Raw genomic sequence first — 15,886 nt, forward strand, 5'->3', positions numbered from 1 at the left:
AAAAATGAAAACCAACCAATTACAAATTCATAAATTAACCGTTTTATCCATGATGATTGCACTTGATGTGGTCCTAACACCTATCTTCCGCATCGAAGGCATGGCACCTATGTCTAGTGTTGTGAATATTTTAGCAGGGACCATAATGGGACCCGTCTATGCTTTAGTCATGGCAACTGTGACAGCCTTGATCCGTATGACAACACAGGGAATTCCTCCTTTGGCCCTAACAGGAGCTACCTTTGGAGCTCTGCTAGCCGGACTCTTTTACAAATATGGTAGAAAATTCTACTTTTCTGCCTTAGGAGAAATCATCGGTACAGGAATCATCGGCTCTATTGTCTCTTATCCTGTTATGGTATTGTTCACAGGGTCAGCTGCAAAACTTAGCTGGTTTATCTACACACCACGATTTATCGGAGCCACCTTGATCGGGACAGCCATAGCTTTTGTATCATTTCGATTTTTAATTACCCAGAAATTCTTTAAAAAGGTACAAAGCTATTTCTTTGAAGAAAGGATTGACTGATGCATACCTTCCAAAATCCCTTCCCTCTATCTGAAAGTCATTTAATCCATTGTATCACTAACGAAATTTCCTGTGAGATGGTCGCTAATGCAATTTTGGCTCTGGGATCTAAGCCAGTAATGGCAGATGACTCCAGAGAGGTCCTTGATTTTACCAAGCAAAGTGCAGCTATCTTATTGAATTTAGGGCATTTGTCAGTTGACAAGGAGCGAGCGATTCTTAAGGTAGCATCCTTTGCCTCTAAATCCTCGCTACCTATGGTTTTAGATGTGGTTGGCGTCTCTGCCTCTCCTATCCGCAAAACCTTAGCAATGGATATTTTGAAATATTCTCCAACCATTATTAAGGGAAATATGTCTGAAATTCGAAGTCTAGTGGGTTTGAAGCACCATGGAGTTGGAGTGGATGCCAGCCAGAAAGATCAAGAAACAGCAGATTTAGTGGGGGTCCTGAAAGACTGGTGTCAAGGCTATCCAACAAGTACATTCTTAGTTACTGGTCCTAAAGATCTCATCGTTTCAGCTAGTCAAGTTGCAATTTTGACCAATGGTTGTCTAGAACTGGACTGGATCACAGGGACAGGGGATCTTGTTGGCGCTCTAGCTACTGTCTTTCTAAGTGATGGGACCACAGCCTTCGAAGCATCTTGTCTCGCAGTGTCTTATCTGAATATAGCTGCAGAGAAAATTATAGACCAAGAAATGGGACTAGAAGACTTTCGTTTTCAAATTCTTAATCAATTGTCCCTCTTAAAAAAGGAGGCCAACTGGTTAGATGCAATCAAAGGAGACTATTATGCTTAAAGAAACGCTTAGATTGTATCTGGTTACGAATCGCTACCAAGATTCACTTGAAACCTTCCTTAAAAAAGTTGAGCAAGCTTGTCAGTCAGGGGTTACCATGGTCCAGCTACGAGAAAAACATCTCACAACCAATCAGTATTATGAACTTGCAAAAAAAGTGAAACAAACTACCGATACCTACCAAGTTCCCTTGATTATCGATGATCGTTTGGATGTGTGCCTAGCTGTCGATGCTGCAGGACTGCATATCGGAGATGACGAACTCCCAGTTTCAGTAGCCAGACAAGTATTGGGTACAGAAAAAATACTAGGTGTAACTGCAAAAACAGTGAAAAGAGCACTCGAAGCAGAAGAATCTGGGGCGGATTACTTAGGAACAGGAGCAATTTTTCCCACAACAACCAAGGAAAATGCCCCTATTACCCTCATTTCTACCTTAAAGGACATCTGCCAAACAGTTAATATTCCAGTAGTAGCGATTGGAGGTTTAACTTGTGAAAATATCCATCAACTTTCTGGAACAGATATTGCTGGTATCGCAGTAGTTCGTGATTTGATGCAGGCAAGAGATATTGAAAAGAGAACCCAAGAATTTTTAACAAAATTAGATCAAATCATCCCCTAAGTAAGAGAGGCTGGGACAAAAGTCCTAGCCTCTCAATTGTTTTTGGATTGTCAAGCAAGACGCAGTGGTTGAGTGGGCTCTACTACGCTGATTTCATCAGCTTTTACAGCCCTACTCAACTGTGCGGAGGTGGGACGACGAAATCGAATTCTAACGAATTACCGATTTCTGTCCCACTCTCTTTTTTAACCTTTATAAGTTGTATGGTTAACAGGACCTGAACCATGCCCAAGTTCAGGGGCATCTTGGATAGCTCTTGTGATAAAAGCCTTGGCCTTATCTACTGCTTGATAAAGGCTTTTCCCTTTTGCGAGTTCAGCAGTGATAACTGCAGCAAAGGTGCAACCAGTACCATGGGTATGGCAAGTTTGAATTCGTGGACTTTCCCAGACAAATTCTTCATCCTTTGTGAAGAGGAAATCTTTGGCAGCACCTTCGAGGTGTCCTCCTTTGATAACAACTGATTGAGGCCCAAATTCTTTTAGGATCAAACGCCCAGCCTTTTGCATATCTTCTTGGTTTTTGATAGAAAAGCCGACAATTTCTTCTGCTTCAGGAAGATTGGGTGTAATAATCGTTGCAAGAGGTAGCAAATTTGTTTTGAGATAGTCTCTTGCGCTTGTATCAATTAAAGTATCCCCACTAGTAGCTACCATCACAGGATCAAGCACATAGGGACAATCAAGTCTCTTTAAGTAGGGTTGGACAATCTCCATGATTTCCGTAGTCGCAAGCATGCCAGTTTTTACAGCTTGAGGTAAAATATCAGAAAAAACACTTTCCAACTGTGCTTTAAGCATCTCACTAGAGACATGCTCAATTAACTGAACTCCTCTTGTATTTTGAGCAACTAGGCTAGTAATTACAGCCATTCCATAAACATCTCTAGCTTGGAAAGATTTTAAATCAGCCATAATTCCGGCTCCTCCACTTGGATCGGTACCAGCAATGGTTAAAGCAACGGGTAAACTAGTCATTTTGTACCTCCCAATATACATTTTACGGCTAAGAAAGATTACAAATTAAAAATTTTGATTAAAGACTTTCTATGTTCGACTAAAATAGTCTAACAGAGATAGTTCTCTGCTTTCTAATCCTCAGCGATATTCCTTTCTCTTCAATTATAGCATATTTTATAGGTATGCTTAATAGTGTTTGAAACCTGACTTCGGTAATGACGGAAGTGGGATAATTTCAGTTATGTAGCATAATTAATTTTTACCTATTTTTTTAAGATTTCTGTATTACTCCACCCAAAAAAGACGACCATATGGCCGCCCTCTCAGCTTTATGAAAATAAGTTTGCTTACTTAACAGTTTTTCATTATACAGAACAAACCTTAAAGAAAGCTTAAAATACGCTTTTTATTTCCATTGAAGAGTATTTTAGTGAATGAACTAATCTTGCCAATTCGTGGTATACTGGGAATACAAGATTTATCAAACGAGGCGTACTATGAAAAATTTAAAATTTCAATCGGTTTTTGACATCATTGGTCCTGTCATGGTAGGTCCATCCTCTAGCCATACTGCTGGAGCGGTTCGAATTGGCAAAATTGTTTCAGCCATTTTTGGTGAAACTCCCACAGAAGTTGAATTTCAACTTTTTAATTCTTTTGCTAAAACCTATCGGGGTCATGGGACAGATGTGGCCCTTGTAGCTGGTATTTTGGGTATGGATACGGATGACCCTAACATTCCACACGCCTTAGACATTGCCTACGAGAAGGGCATTAAGATTTATTGGAAAATCAATAAACACAGTAATGCGCCACATCCTAACACCACTCGTATTACTCTAAAAAATGCTAGAAAAACTATTACGGCTACAGGTGTTTCCATAGGTGGAGGTAATATCCAAGTCACTGAGCTCAATGGTTTTGCGGTCAATCTGAAGATGAATACTCCTACACTCATCATTGTTCACCAAGATGTGCCAGGAATGATTGCTCTTGTAACTGATATTCTGTCTCGCTACGGTATCAATATCGCTCATATGACTGTTACTCGGGAAAATGCAGGTGAGAAAGCCATCATGATTATCGAAATTGACTCGCACCAGTGTGATGAGGCTGTCTCTGAGATTGCAAAAATTCCTCATTTACACAATGTTAACTTTTTCAGTTAAGAGGAGGCTTCCATGTTTTACACTATTGAAGAATTAGTTCAACAAGCTGACCATGATTACCAAGGTAATATCGCTGAACTCATGATTGCCACTGAAATCGAACTATCTGGACGTGACCGTTCTGAAATCTTAAAGCTCATGACCCGAAACCTTGAAGTGATGAAGCAATCCGTCCAGGCTGGTTTATCTCCAGAAAAATCACCGACAGGCTTAACCGGTGGTGATGCTGCCAAATTAGACGCCTACATCAAAAAAGGAAAGACCTTGGCTGATTCAGCAGTTCTTGGAGCTGCCCGCAATGCCATGGCAGTCAACGAATCTAATGCCAAGATGGGGTTGGTTTGTGCGACACCAACGGCTGGTTCAGCAGGTTGTTTGCCAGCTGTACTCACGGTTGCTATCGAAAAACTTGGATTGAGCGAGTCGCAACAACTGGATTTCCTCTTCACTGCTGGAGCATTCGGGCTTGTTATCGCTAATAACGCCTCTATCTCTGGTGCAGAAGGGGGCTGCCAAGCCGAAGTTGGCTCTGCCTCTGCTATGGCTGCGGCGGCTATTACAATGGCTGCTGGTGGCACACCCTTCCAAGCCAGTCAAGCCATTTGCTTTGTACTAAAAAATATGTTGGGACTTATTTGTGACCCTGTAGCCGGCTTGGTCGAGGTACCTTGTGTTAAACGTAATGCCATGGGTGCAAGCTTTGCCCTAGTCGCTGCAGATATGGCTCTAGCAGGTATCACATCGGCTATTCCCGTTGATCAAGTCGTTGATGCTATGTATCAGGTGGGATCAGCCATGCCAACAGCCTTTCGTGAAACGGCTGAAGGTGGCTTAGCCGCAACTCCAAAAGGTAAGGCACTGGCAAAAGAAATCTTCGGATAATTATTACCATAACCCCAAAAGCTTAGAAGCGTTCTCAAAGAATAACTTCTAAGCTTTTTCTTGTGAGATTGTACTTTCAAAATACGGACAGTTCATCTGAACGGGGTGATACCATTAGTTCAAACTTAATCTGAGCCTGTTAACAGGCTATTTCCAATAATACCAATAGTTACAATAGCAATCCCTAAGAATCCCAAAAGGCTAGGCAGACTATCTCCGAGAAATTTGAGAATAACATAGAAAAAACAACCAATCTCTATCATACAGCCACCGTACTAGCCGAAGCCTTCGGCGACCAAGTTTTCATCAAAAATCTTAAAATGGAAATGGAAAAAGATTTAAACATCAAATAGAAAATATATCAGCAACATCGTTAATATGATTCATTCTAAATGTAATAACTACCAAAGAAGCATCTGAAGTTAAACTCAGATGCCTCTTTTATTATTTCGATTTTTTACTTTCAGCTGATATTATGCTTCTTCAAATACTTCTTCCCATACCATTCTTCCACTGACTTGCCTTCCCAGTCACGGTATTCCTCAGGATATTTCCATTTGTAGTAGCCTTGCAACATGTAGGGGAATATGAGATAGATTTCGAAGGCAACAATTACGAGAGTGACAAGATACCACATCCCTAAAATTTGTAAGAAAATAAATCCCTCAGATTTAAACTCTCCAAATCGTGGCATAAAAAGTTTCATAAGCATATAAAGTGCAACTAGTGCCCCACCATATTTCATAACAGCTTTTACAATTTTACCAATAAAGTCATTTTTAACAGCGTCATTATTATTATCTCCATACATTAATTGTCTTAATGAGAAGAGACGATTTCGAAGCATGAGAAAGATAAATAAGAAAATAGAACCAATAAAAATTGTCATTCCCCAAAACTCTAAACTTTCATATGTAAGTGTCATGAAAAACAAATTAACTTCGACTAACATCCAGAGTAAGTATGTAACTAATAGATGAAATTGTCCTCTATAAATTAATATAAATTGTTTGTTAAAACCTTTTCCAATTATAATTAGAAAAAACCACATGAACAAACAAAGCCAAAATACCCAAGGGGGAAAGAAATTTATTTTTGAAATAGGAAATGTGAATTCCGATTTATCTGGTTCATAAAAGAAATAACTATTTACAGCTAAGAACCACCAATTAAGCCCTATCACAAAAATGAGTGTTAAGATGATTTGCCAAACATACGACTTCAAGGTCCCTCTGTATTCTTCTTTTTTTAAAGCATCTTGATAAAGATCCTCAGCATACTTTCCCGAGATTTCATCTTCTAATAGATTTAAACTCTCTTCAAAACTGGCTTTAAAGATTGATTTCTTTTTCATTTTTAGCCTCCAACAACTCCTTGTGTTTCTTCAGATACTTCTTACCATACCAGTCTTCTACTGACTTGCCTTCCCAGTCTCGGTATTCTTCAGGGTATTTCCATTTGTAGTAACCTTCTAAAAATAAGGGCAACTCCATGAAGATAACCATTGCCAAGAATCCAACATCTATGACTAGCCATGTCAAAAACAAGCCTAATAGAGTCAAACTTTGTGAGACTACTACTCCCAAATGCGATAAGATTATTTTGAGGATTACAGCAAGCCCTAGCACTCCTGAACCATAGGTGGCGATTAAACTTACTATTCTATCAACAAGAGTTTCTCCCGCCTCTTCACCGAAAAAACAAGTACTTAAACTTCTTTTCTCCATACGAAGGAATATTAGGGCAATGATAAACAAGAGAATATAAATAAACCAGATTCCAACTGAGGTTAGGGTCGGGAGGGCTACAGTTATGGCCAAGAGATTGAACTCAAGGCAGAACCAAAATAAAAAGGTCTCCATATGAAAGCGATATCTGTATGGACGAATAAACGGTTTTCGAACAAATTTTCCAATAAGTACAAGTAACAGCCATATAAAACAACAAATCAGAAATAATTCAGGGGTCAAGAGTGACGGCTTGTGAACTGGCAGAGTTAAATCCTTAGACTCTGCAACATCCAAAGAAGAGGCAAATAAGGCAAGAAGAAAGTTACATCCGAACACAAACAAAATACTGTAGAGAATACTTTTTATTCTAAAACCAATACTTGGCTTTCCATTGTTTAAGCCTATGCCAAGTTTTTCGTAATAGTCTTTCTTTATATACTGAAGAGAAGCATCGTCTTCGAGATTGAGACTCTCTTCAAAACTGGCCTTAAAGATTGATTTCTTTTTCATTTTTAGCTTTCAACAACTCCTTGTGTTTCTTCAAATACTTCTTACCATACCAGTCTTCCAATGACTTTCCTTCCCAGTCACGGTATTCTTCAGGATATTTCCATTTGTAGTAAGCATGGAGATAGCATGGAAATTCCATAAAAATCAGAAAAGCCATCAATATCAGATTGAAAGCAATCCACATCCCTAAGAGTCCTACTCCCTCTACCAAGGTTGAAAACGTTATAGATAAACGTTTTAGCAGGATACTCAAAATGACTGCTAGACCTAGAAGCCCTGATCCAAAAGTCGTCAGTTTTTTGACAATTCGATTAGGTAGAAAGGTTGTGGAATTGATGTCATACATCACATTCTTGAGGATACCAATTTCAAGTCTTAACATCAGTAATCCTGATAACACAAGCAAAACAAAGATAAGGACCAGGAACCAAATTGTTAAGGTCGGCAGAGACACATCAATCGCTAGTAGATTAAATTCAAGAATTAACCAAACGAGGTATGTTAGGACATGAAAATGATAACAATAAGGCAATAAATAGGCTCGTTTAATACACTTGCCAATCAGTATGATAGTAACCCAAATTAAGAAAGAAACCACATAAACATCAGCTGTTAAAAGCGGATATTTAGAAACAGGCAAGGTTAAATCTTTAGGATCAGAGTCATGAATGGATAGTGAGAAAACTAGAATCATGAAATTGATAAAGATAGGACCAACCAAAGTCAGAAGAATGCTTTGAAGACGTAATTTTATAGTGGGTTTTCCTTGTTTATAGTAGGCTTCCACCCTAGAGAAAACATCTTTGTTTTGATACTGCACAAGCCCGTCATCCTCAAGGTTGAGACTCTCCTCAAAACTAGCTTTAAAGATTGATTTTTTCATTTTTACCTTTCAATAATTCCTTGTGTTTTTTCAGGCACTTCCAATTAATCTCTATTTCGATTGGTTAAATCATAAAGATCTAGACAGACCTTTTTAGTTTTCTCAGCTAGTGTAGAGTCTGTGTTTAACTGAGCCTCTAGCTATTCTCTGGACAAATCAGGATCTATCAGCACGATTGAACGAATAAAATAACTCTCAATTTTTTGTCAGCAAGTTTTAAACGATTTTCTTTATCAAAATCTGGCAAGGATTTTGGGAATCCCATAGTTGAGGAAAAATCTCTAATTTTTTAAAACCAACACTTCGATAAAAGACATTTGTTCGGTCATAATCTTTATTTGAACCTTCTGCCACTGTTTTTACCTGTAGGTAGTCTACTTGTTTGCCTGCTTCTCTTTCTAAAGTCGCAAGCAATTGACTCCCAATTCCTCTACCTTGATAAGCCTTTTTTACGCCGAGACAATCAATCTCTGCACACTCTTCACTAGAATAGGACAAGCTTACAAATCCAGTCAACTCACTCTCCTGATAGGCTGCCCAAACTTGCAATTCCTTGGCTCCTTCGATGTATGCTTGCGTGCTTTCAGGTATTCCAAACCATTCTGGCAAATCCTTTAAAACCTCAGCGACAACTGCCATTTTTTGATCTTCATCCTTGACTTCTTCGATTGTAAACATCATAAGTTCCTTTCTTGATTTTAGTTTTACTTTCCCTCTTACGATCCAGCACTTTCATAGGCATCCAATCCCCTGTCCCATAGTTTCAAGGAAATGAAAAAGAAGACAAGAGAAATCAAAATCAAACCACCGATGTTAAAGAGCCCATCCTTGCCCTGCAAGAAATAACTGGCAGGATAGTAAGCCGTAAAAGCAACTGGTACGATAAAGCCTAGAAGCTGCTCCTAAACATTCAAACACGATTTCTCATCTCCTAAAATCTGTCTTCTTTATCACAGCAGAAGGCATCAGTATGACTCTATTATAAAGCAGTTAAAAAAGGAAACCAAGTGTTATTCTCGCAAAAGAGAAAATAGTGTTGATACTTAAAGAAAACAAAAAAATCTGTCTAAAAAGACAGAATCAGAATGTATAATATAAAGCATTTATCAGATTGCTATAGTCAAACAAATAATCGTGATGAAAACAAGCGTCAAAACCAATGTCCAATAAGTAAATTTATAAACTTTCACAGCTCCACAAAAACGTTCGACATAGGATTCTTTGGGATTATCTGGATTGTACCAAACCGTCAGGGTTGATCCTAATGGAAAAAAATCCTTGGCGGTATATGGCACTGACGAATTGGTGTATAGAACAAGTCTTTTAGCCAACAAGTCTGGATTTGAGGTGGCTTTGGAACTCTTCCAAGGAAGTGAAACTGTCGTGACCCACTCATACTCCAGACTTCTTCTAAAAGCTTTACCATTGACGACATACTCTACAATCGGAGCAATGGCATCAGTATAGTATCTATAGCCAACTACGCTACCTTTTATGCTCTCTGTAGACCTCTTTTTACGATTAAGTTCTTTGAGATACAAATAGCGAAAAAGAAATATTGTAAATGACAAAACGGCGAAGCTTATGGGCCAAGCTAAAAATATAATCTGTAACTTAGACATGATTTTCCACCTCAAAGATAATTTTTACCATTTGATTCTCCCACATTAGTCTTTGTATTTTGCTCACTGGAATAAGCACAACTCACTCCATTTTACCATGTCTGGGCTTGGCTTGCTTGTGAATGTTTAGATAGATTATAAGCCACAAAAAAGCCACCATATGGTGACTTAAAGATAGAAACTCTAAAAATATTGAAAATAATTCCTTTTTTGAGTGCGGTGAGTATAAGTCATAACTTTACACCATGGTAAAAATTCCTTTGAACAATTGCTTCAAGTAGTTGTAAGTTTTAATACTTAGCTTTACTACCAAGCTATGGAAAAGATGAACGTCTTCATCTAAAAATCGAAAAATTAAAAAAATTCATTTATCACATCTAACAATAACTCTTTGTCATTCTTCATAATGTCTAACAATGCATCTTCGTCATCCTCCAGAATGGCCATGTATATCTTTCTTCGAGCTTTTAACATTTCGATTTCTTTTTCAAGTCGCTTATTTTTTAATTTCATACAAAAAAGAATTCCATACGCCATGAAGGTTAACACATTAATTGTGGTAAAAAATATGATAAGGTTCATAATAATTTCTCTCCCTTTAAAATAAAATTTCTTAGTTCTCAACTATTGAATGAATTTCAACACTTCACACTGAAAAGATGTGTTTTCCTTGTTTATGTTAATTATTAGTGTTAACCATTAACAAACATATGCTCTCGCAAACATATACAAATCATCTAATTCATCATGTTCAGGTCTTGAGGTTGTATGAAATCCTGCACAATAATGACAATAATAAGTACGAATGGTTTGATCCTCACACAACATTACTGCACGAAGCGCTTTGGCATTAGTTTCATAAACTATTTTATTTTTTTTAGCTCCATGACAGTAAACACCTTTTGTTGAGTGTCTGTTCTCCATTAGTTTCATTTTGTTTCTATAAATAATCTTTCTAATTTTAGACATTTTGCTTTCCTCCTTTTGGTAATAAATGCTGTACTTTTGTTTTGCATTATTTCTTTATAACTATATTTTATCACCAGAAACACACAATACAAGTACCTTAAACACATCATTGTCCATCTGTTTTATACTTTCAAACAATACAACAAAAAAAGTACGTATAAAACGTACTTCTGTTTTTTTGCGAAATGCTATTAAAAAAAAGTGTCAGTTTTACTTATTTATTTTTTCAAGTTCAAGTATAGTAAACACCCCATTAAATCGATCAATATAACGTTGAAAACTATCTCTGCCATAGGTTTCAATTTCATATATTACCCTAGGAACTGTACTCCTTGTATCTTTCTCGATAACTTTAAGTGCAGGGATATCATCTTCAAGTACTTCCCAAAACTGACCAACATATCTGAATCTAATCCGAAATTTTTCCGTATCTGAAAACATCAAGAAAGTATGATAACGAACATCACTATCTGACAAAATTTGAGTTAATTCCTCAGAACTTAATATTAGTTCTGTATTATGCTTCGAACGATGAACAGTTTTAAAACGATCCAGTCTGAAATTACGAAGACTCCTTGTATCTATTCTTAATCTTCCATATTTTTCTTCAACTTTATATGCCATACAATAAAAATAATGATCATTAAACATAATCGAGACCGGTAACACATCATAATCGGCATCCTTACCTTGGTATTTCGTATACTTAAAAGAAAGAGGTTTCTGATTTTCAATTGCATCAAAAATAGCGGATAGATGAGGTAAGATAGATTTACTCTTATTGTCTCTGTAAATCGATAATTCCTTATACTCCTCTAGTTCCCGTTCCGTAAAGTTTCTAATACGCTGACGTTCCCTATCATCAACAGCTCGCTCTACAAAGGTGTCAATGATTTCTCTAACTTCCTCAACACGTAGTGCTCTACTTTCTAAAAGAATCTTAGACAAGATAACGGCCTGGTTGTACTTTAAGTTACCATAACCATGGTTATATTCTGCCTCATAGGTTCCTGCAAGTCGAGAATACTTTATTTTCATGTCATCTCTAAGTACTTTTAGATTTTCCTTTATTTCCCTTAAATCATCTTTAAAGGTTCGCTCGGCGATATTAAAACGTTTAAGGTAATCAGTTTTATTAACCTTATGCCCCTTTTCCAATTCAGACATAAAATATAAGAGACGACAGGTTTTCCCTTGCAAATTATTTTCTTCTTTCATTATTCGACCTCATGCTTGATTATAACTTATAGAATATAATATCATTAGCCTCTACTTTAGTATGCTTTTACTTTCAATACTTGTCTAAAAAACTCAAAGTCCCTTTGAAAATTGAAAAATTATCCTAATTCTGTTCGTAATAATATCTAGTCTTTTTTGTACTAGCTTACAATAAAAATTGAGATTTAATACACAAAGGCCAGTGTGAATTTCACTAGCCCTCTTGATATTAATAGTGTATTTTATTTTTCAATAATTGTGCTATATCCAAAAATGATAGCCTAGGATCAAGATGCTCTTCCTCTGCTTCTTCACCACCTACTTTATTTATGCTAAAATGATTTCCTCGAAATCTGACTTCATATACTTCATTTACATAAAGTATCCTATTGGTACTTTCAATACCTTTTTCTCTTTCATAATAAGATTGTATTCCAAATTCCTTTAGTTTTTCTTCTAGGGCTATCAAATGAATATCAAAATTTCTGGCACTAGAGCTCTTATTGGGAATTAACAACATCTCTTCTGCTCTATTAAGCCAGAACGGAGATTTCATTCTATATTGTGAAAAATTCATTTTACTAAACATGGTTTCATAATAAGAAATGAAAGCATAACGCCATTCCTGAGGGGGGAGATGACTTATATTGTCTTGGATAATACGACGATATTCAACCTCTAGTGGCTTGGTAATATCAAGTTCATCAAGTAGTTTTTTGACATACTCATTTCGAGATGAAAATAAACTTTTGAGACTTGGTGCAGACCCATCATTTGGATTATCCTGACACAGCGTTTTATAATTATTAGCTGTAGTCATTGTATAGTCTCCTAGAGACAGCAAAGCTGCCCGCATTAATAGACCTTCTTTAGGGTTTGTTTCACTAAACATTTTTGCTATTTTATTCCAATAGATTGAAATAACATCAATCTTTCTGCTTGGCAAATCAGTCGCTTCGAAGTAAAAGCAACTTCGGATCTGACCATCAAAATAGCGATGATTTTCAGCAACTTCAATAATCTCTCTATAGGAATCATCTGCTGTTATCAATTTAGCTTTTTCAATCTCTTCGTCAACTTGGTCAATACTGAAACCATTAATTCTATTTCCCTCGGCTAGATATTCTAGCAGGTCTGAAGTATGTTCGATTTGTTCATTAATCCCCTTGATTGCCCGTTCATATGAATCTTGAGAATCTATAACTGAGTTATTAATCAAGTTCCTAAAGATACGATACCAGTTTTTATAGCTAGTATCTAATGTATCACCCTGATGTTCAAGGAATGTTGAAATAACGTGAAAATAAACCCTATCCTTCAGAGTTTTTTTGACTATTGAACGTTCTAAGATAGATGAAGCATCAGTCATTTTATTCTTGGAGAGGAAATCAAGAACAGATACAATTATTTTTATATGACTCATTTCTATAGTTTCAAAGTCGATTTCAAGAGTCCAATTATCACGTTTAGAATAATCAAGGCTATCTAAATTATTGATAAGTGCAATTTCAAATAAATTTAAAAAGTTGGTGTCAAAGGCATTTTTATCAATATTCCAAATAACATCAGTCCATTTCGTATCAATATTTTGAGAAAATTCCCTTTCTAAATGACCATCTATTTTCTTTATTCTATCAATAAATCTTGCTTTGAACTTTTCAAAGTCAGTTAACGGACGCCCCCTAGAATTCAGTTTGATATAGAGCTCATCTTCTGAACCAAGTTTATCTATATCAAGGAAATTGAACACAAGTTTTTGGTTATTAGCATCTGATAAAACTGAAACATAATCAAACTCATAATCAAAAGAATCAGAAATGTCATCTAGTGTCTTCAAGGCACCTTGTACAGTTGGATCTAACTGCCATGAATCTGCAAACCATGACTCATCTTTTATGATTTCAGAAGGACTTTTTGTTTCTGTAAAGAAATTTTTTCTATTCTCAACTAGACTCTTGAAGAATTTTGTAGAAGAATTTCTAGTTTTATAAGAAAAATTCCCCAAAAAGTCACAGTCATCATTATCTCTATAAGCAAAAAGATAAACCAAGAATAGAGTTGTCAGACGTTGCTGCCCATCTAATGGAATAAACTTCCCATTAGTTGATTTTCCATAAATAAAATTCAAATCGAGTGGCCCAATGTTTGTGTCAATTAAGGCAGTATTAATATCCTGGAGTAATTTTTTTCGAACTTCGGTGGTTCTTTTATCCTTTCTACCTTGTGCATAGTCTCGCTGAATCAATGGAATTACGACTCGATAATTTTCTAACAATGATTTTAAGTTATATTTTGCGTTAATCTCTTGCATGACTACTCCTCATCAGCTCCAAAAAATTGGTTGAATTCCTGTTTTATCGCTTGGATATAACTGTCTTTATCCTTATCAGTCCAGTCATCAAGTCCATCTACCTCATTGCTATAGACTTTCAAAAACACATTACGCGTACAAACAGGTACAAATTTCCCTTCTGCATCAACCTCAATAATAATTCTTCGTTTTTGATCAAACGGACTATTTCCATAAGATCGATTCGTATTAGCGTCTAGCAAAGTTAAATTAGCTAGACTATCATCAGCTTCAGCAGTCTCATCGGCCGTAGCATGAATATGCTCGATATCCCATTTCTCTTTCTTATAAATATCAAAAGGAAATCGATATTGTTTTTCACTCTTATTAATCAAAGTAACGAGATTAAACAGTAAAAGAGTAGATTTGATAGTTTTATTTTTAGTACCATAGGAAAGTTCATCTATAGAAGCTATATCACTCGGAAGAGTTTTATAAGCAAGGTCTTTTAATTTAGAAAAAGCTTCCGACTTTTTCTTCCCTCTTGTAGCTTCAAAAACCTTTTCAATGCTCTTAGCGTCATCCGATAATAGATAGCCGATTAAATGGTATCTATTTAGGTCCATGTACCAGTTATTCAATTCTTCAAATAATAAGTCGACTTTATCCCAGTAGTCACTTATAAAAGTTGGTTTATTTTCGGTCTTTTGATATTTTGCGTAGATTGAGTAGAAAGTTGCGTAAATATCATTTTGAGGTATTTCTAAAGTACCATGTTCACGTAGGTTAAACAAAAGATCTATCCTAGTGACATACTTCTCACTATTTGTCAGAAACTTCCAAAATGATTCTTCTTGAAGTCTATGTTCAATTTTATCCCAAGCTATCCCCCTATGTATCCTTTCACTATCATTTTCAGAATCATAATTAGTTTTATCTAACAATAAAGCTTTAATGAGCTCAGCATTAGTCAAAGGAATCTTACCTAAGTTAACTTTGGTAAATAGTTTTATAGGGTCTTCTGTCTCATCAATTTCATACCAAATAAAGAAAACAGCCTCTGTTAAGACTTGATAAATATCGTGTAAAGCATTATCCGAATTAATATCTTCTCGTTCCACCCATTTATCAATAGCAGCAAAAGCCCTACTGATATGATGCGCATCAATGTCATAATCCTCGATTTGTTGATAAGTGTCAAAGTTTAATTCTTTTAAATACTTAGCGCTCTGTTCCCTTGTTTCATAAAACAACTCAAAGTAATCATATTGATTGCTTCTTCTACGACCACTACTAAATTCAGCAGACATAAATTTCAAAAAAATAAAGATCGTTGTTAGCCTCTGTTGACCATCAACGACATCATAAGTATTATCCGAAACTTTCTTAACAATCAAGGGCTGCAAACAGTACTTATAATCTCTGTTTTGTTTACTATGTGTATAGAGGTCTTCTAAAAGAGTTGTAACCTCATGTTCAGTCCAGCGATATCCCCTTTGATATGAAGGAACATTAAATTTTAACCCTTTTAAGTCTTCAATTCGTTTTTCAGAAACTACCATTTGATATCTCCTTTTCATCCAAAGGTTGTTATTAGAATTGACAAAATTATTATCTACAATTATAGCACTATTATAAATCAAAATATTGGAAAAAATGTAAAATACTTTCTAAATAGGACAGGATAATAAAAAAAG

The 15,886-nt window shown here is 36.1% G+C and carries 16 protein-coding genes and 2 pseudogenes; 6 read left to right on the forward strand and 12 right to left on the reverse strand.

The genetic code is table 11. From position 1 onward, the window contains the following. Positions 1–4 precede the first annotated feature (4 nt). Genes thiW through thiE form a run of 3 tightly spaced genes read left to right on the forward strand, consistent with a single transcriptional unit; the run spans position 5 to position 1,957 of the window. Positions 5–529, forward strand: coding sequence for an energy coupling factor transporter S component ThiW (gene thiW, locus QRD39_RS00860; RefSeq protein WP_285955329.1), 525 nt, complete (start codon positions 5–7; stop codon positions 527–529). After that, complete coding sequence (gene thiM / locus QRD39_RS00865) at positions 529–1,332, forward strand: hydroxyethylthiazole kinase (RefSeq protein ID WP_285955330.1); 804 nt, start codon at positions 529–531, stop codon at positions 1,330–1,332. The genes thiW and thiM overlap by 1 nt, the downstream gene beginning before the upstream one ends. After that, entirely contained in the window at positions 1,325–1,957 is a 633-nt protein-coding gene (gene thiE, locus QRD39_RS00870) for a thiamine phosphate synthase (RefSeq protein WP_285955331.1), read from the forward strand. Before thiM ends, thiE begins: the two co-directional genes overlap by 8 nt. A 185-nt stretch (positions 1,958–2,142) precedes the next feature. Here thiE and thiD read toward each other — a convergent pair whose 3' ends face one another. Further along, the gene (thiD, locus tag QRD39_RS00875) at positions 2,143–2,934 is read right to left on the reverse strand and encodes a bifunctional hydroxymethylpyrimidine kinase/phosphomethylpyrimidine kinase (RefSeq protein ID WP_285955332.1); all 792 of its coding nucleotides are present in this window, start codon (positions 2,932–2,934) and stop codon (positions 2,143–2,145) included. 479 nt (positions 2,935–3,413) lie between these two features. Here thiD and sdaAB point away from each other — a divergent pair, with 479 nt between their 5' ends. The 3 genes and pseudogenes from sdaAB to QRD39_RS00890 all read left to right on the forward strand — a co-directional run. Next, positions 3,414–4,085: an L-serine ammonia-lyase, iron-sulfur-dependent subunit beta gene (sdaAB, locus tag QRD39_RS00880; RefSeq protein WP_285955333.1), complete on the forward strand. Its 672-nt coding sequence runs from the start codon at positions 3,414–3,416 to the stop codon at positions 4,083–4,085. A 12-nt stretch (positions 4,086–4,097) separates the two neighbouring features. Then, entirely contained in the window at positions 4,098–4,967 is an 870-nt protein-coding gene (gene sdaAA, locus QRD39_RS00885; RefSeq protein WP_143567133.1) for an L-serine ammonia-lyase, iron-sulfur-dependent, subunit alpha, read from the forward strand. Between the two features lie 224 nt (positions 4,968–5,191). Then, a pseudogene (locus QRD39_RS00890) lies at positions 5,192–5,320 on the forward strand (helix-turn-helix domain-containing protein); the annotation flags it as partial. Between the two features lie 110 nt (positions 5,321–5,430). Here the strand turns inward: QRD39_RS00890 and QRD39_RS00895 are convergent. The 11 genes and pseudogenes from QRD39_RS00895 to QRD39_RS00945 all read right to left on the reverse strand — a co-directional run bounded on the left by QRD39_RS00895 (position 5,431) and on the right by QRD39_RS00945 (position 15,751). Beyond that, entirely contained in the window at positions 5,431–6,321 is an 891-nt protein-coding gene (locus QRD39_RS00895; RefSeq protein ID WP_285955334.1) for a hypothetical protein, read from the reverse strand. Then, on the reverse strand, positions 6,299–7,207 hold the full coding sequence (locus QRD39_RS00900; RefSeq protein ID WP_285955335.1) for a hypothetical protein: 909 nt from the start codon (positions 7,205–7,207) through the stop codon (positions 6,299–6,301). Before QRD39_RS00900 ends, QRD39_RS00895 begins: the two co-directional genes overlap by 23 nt. Further along, positions 7,185–8,090 (reverse strand): hypothetical protein, encoded by a 906-nt coding sequence (locus QRD39_RS00905; protein WP_285955336.1) that lies wholly within the window; start codon positions 8,088–8,090, stop codon positions 7,185–7,187. The genes QRD39_RS00900 and QRD39_RS00905 overlap by 23 nt, the downstream gene beginning before the upstream one ends. Positions 8,091–8,306: 216 nt before the next feature. Beyond that, entirely contained in the window at positions 8,307–8,768 is a 462-nt protein-coding gene (locus tag QRD39_RS00910; RefSeq protein ID WP_285955412.1) for a GNAT family N-acetyltransferase, read from the reverse strand. A 38-nt stretch (positions 8,769–8,806) separates the two neighbouring features. Continuing rightward, positions 8,807–8,986: pseudogene (locus tag QRD39_RS00915) on the reverse strand (ABC-2 family transporter protein); the annotation flags it as partial. Positions 8,987–9,196: 210 nt separating this feature from the next. Beyond that, entirely contained in the window at positions 9,197–9,712 is a 516-nt protein-coding gene (locus QRD39_RS00920) for a DUF3592 domain-containing protein (RefSeq protein ID WP_285955337.1), read from the reverse strand. A 354-nt stretch (positions 9,713–10,066) separates the two neighbouring features. Further along, positions 10,067–10,225, reverse strand: a complete 159-nt coding sequence (locus QRD39_RS00925) for a hypothetical protein (RefSeq protein ID WP_285955338.1) — start codon at positions 10,223–10,225, stop codon at positions 10,067–10,069. Positions 10,226–10,411: 186 nt separating this feature from the next. Then, the gene (locus tag QRD39_RS00930) at positions 10,412–10,681 is read right to left on the reverse strand and encodes a hypothetical protein (protein ID WP_084870027.1); all 270 of its coding nucleotides are present in this window, start codon (positions 10,679–10,681) and stop codon (positions 10,412–10,414) included. Between the two features lie 210 nt (positions 10,682–10,891). After that, complete coding sequence (locus tag QRD39_RS00935) at positions 10,892–11,899, reverse strand: helix-turn-helix transcriptional regulator (RefSeq protein ID WP_285955339.1); 1,008 nt, start codon at positions 11,897–11,899, stop codon at positions 10,892–10,894. Between the two features lie 229 nt (positions 11,900–12,128). After that, complete coding sequence (locus tag QRD39_RS00940; RefSeq protein ID WP_285955340.1) at positions 12,129–14,210, reverse strand: DUF262 domain-containing protein; 2,082 nt, start codon at positions 14,208–14,210, stop codon at positions 12,129–12,131. Positions 14,211–14,212: 2 nt separating this feature from the next. Continuing rightward, positions 14,213–15,751: a DUF262 domain-containing protein gene (locus QRD39_RS00945; protein ID WP_285955341.1), complete on the reverse strand. Its 1,539-nt coding sequence runs from the start codon at positions 15,749–15,751 to the stop codon at positions 14,213–14,215. Positions 15,752–15,886: the final 135 nt, after the last annotated feature.

It is taken from the genome of Streptococcus raffinosi (assembly GCF_030284685.1).
Taxonomy (GTDB): Bacteria; Bacillota; Bacilli; order Lactobacillales; family Streptococcaceae; genus Streptococcus; species Streptococcus raffinosi.